3 protein-coding genes are annotated in these 1,878 nt (G+C 31.3%); all 3 read left to right on the top strand.

Going from position 1 to position 1,878, the window contains the following annotated elements; genetic code table 11:
• Positions 1-589 (top strand): DUF4368 domain-containing protein (locus HMPREF2852_RS05195; protein WP_222563209.1); only part of this gene is annotated, 589 nt, incomplete at its 5' end.
• 55 nt (positions 590-644) lie between these two features.
• On the top strand, positions 645-1,364 hold the full coding sequence (locus tag HMPREF2852_RS05190) for a class I SAM-dependent methyltransferase (RefSeq protein WP_270598258.1): 720 nt from the start codon (positions 645-647) through the stop codon (positions 1,362-1,364).
• Positions 1,365-1,457: 93 nt separating this feature from the next.
• Positions 1,458-1,778: a DUF3847 domain-containing protein gene (locus HMPREF2852_RS05185; protein ID WP_070606385.1), complete on the top strand. Its 321-nt coding sequence runs from the start codon at positions 1,458-1,460 to the stop codon at positions 1,776-1,778.
• The last annotated feature ends 100 nt before the right edge of the window (positions 1,779-1,878 follow it).

Raw genomic sequence — 1,878 nt, 5'->3', positions numbered from 1 at the left:
ACACAGAAAAGGCACTTGCAGTATGCACTACATCAAAGTAAAGACAGTGAATGAAATTCTCTTGAAATCAATTAAAGAAATCACAGACTTTGCCAAAGAAGATAAACAAGAATTTCTAAAAGTGATGAACAAATTGTCCGATGAAAAAAGAGAAGAAAAGTATCAAGGGGATAAAGAAAAGTTAGAGAAACTGTCATCAAGAAATGCAGAATTAACAACCCTTATTACAAAGCTATATGAAGACCACGCACTTGGAAAAATTCCTGTAAAACACTTTGATAGATTATTTAATACCTATGATACGGAGCAACAAGACTTAGAAAATCAAATACAGTATTTTGAAGATGAAATAGAAAGTTATCATCAGAGAAAAGTTGATACTGATAAATTCTTAAAGATGATAGAAAAATATACCGATATTGAAGAACTGACAGTACCAATGATAAATGAGTATATAGAAAAAGTTGTAGTCCATGAAGCAACAGGAGGAAGAAAAGGCAAGGAGAGAAAACAACAGGTCGATGTGTATTTTAACTTTATAGGGAACTGTCAAATTCCACAGAAAGCTGATATGGAAAAAGCACCTTAAAAATGCTATAATATTTAGTAATTTAGACAATAAAAATATAAATAGGAGGTAGAATATCGCTGAAAATTGGACAGCATTATTAGATAAATACATTAACAAACTTATTAGTCCCGATGGGAGACAAACCTACGAAAGTAAAGATGAGTTAGTTAATCTTATGCTTAAATTAGCTGAATTGAAAAAAAGCGATAAGGTAATGGATATAGGTTGTGGTTGGGGAAATTTTTCAAAGGTATGTAGTAATTTTTCAGATGAAGTTATTGGTATTGAGCCAAATGCAGATAATTTACAGGAAGCTATAAATCGTAGTAATGGAAATGTAAAATATATTCAAGGAAGTTTTGAAGCATTAAATTGCAATCAAAGCGTTAATAAAGTTATTAGTATGTTAGCATTCCATCAAGTGCCATGGGATTATAAAGAAAAGTCGTTAGAAAATATTTCAGAGATACTTACAACGGATGGTTATTTTTATTTGTGCGATACCATGCTTTTATTTGACGCAGAAAAGGATACCGAATTATTTAATAAGGTATATAGATTTTTATTAAAAGAAACCACGCCTGAAGAAATATATAAAAATTATATAGAACCATACCTTAAAGAAAATGAAGTTTATACGGTTGAAGATATGAGAGAAAATAGTCCCAAGGATAATTGGTTCTATTCTATGAAAGAGTTGAAACATTGGTCAGAAAAAGCAAATATGGAGTTAGTAAAAACGGTAGCTATTTGTCCATTTTTTGGAGTCGTGGTTTTTAAGAAAAAGAAGTAACTAACAATTTAATAAAAAATAACACACTAACAGTAAATCAAAAATGGTTTACTGTTTTTTCTTTGTCCAAAAACAGAAGAAAGGAAAACAGAAATGAAAAACATAGATGAAAAAATTTTAATGACAGAAGAAGAAATCAAGCAGTTACAAAACAAAAGAAAAAAGCTCATCAGTCAACAGAAACAGGAAGAACGAAAGAAAAGGGATAGACGGATTTATGAAAAAGGAGCAGTCTTTGAAAGTATCTTTATTGAAAGCAAGGATTTTACCAAAGACGAATTTTATCAGCTAATCACATTCCCAAACATCAAAGAAGAAGTCAATCAAAAAATCTTAAAAATCATAGAAAAGCGAAAAGAAAATCAAAATCAAAACACAGAAAACCAAGAGGAAGAAACGGACATAGAGGAATAGTCCCTTGTTTACAAGGGCGCACTTATACACCCTAAAGGGTGTGTGCGTTCTCCGAAGGCTCTTGCAGAGAGCATATCAGCTAACGCTGATACAGGGGAGC

It is taken from the genome of Anaerococcus sp. HMSC065G05, assembly GCF_001812365.1.
Lineage (GTDB): Bacteria > Bacillota > Clostridia > Tissierellales > Peptoniphilaceae > Anaerococcus > Anaerococcus vaginalis.
This window is presented reverse-complemented; position numbering and strand designations above follow the sequence as displayed.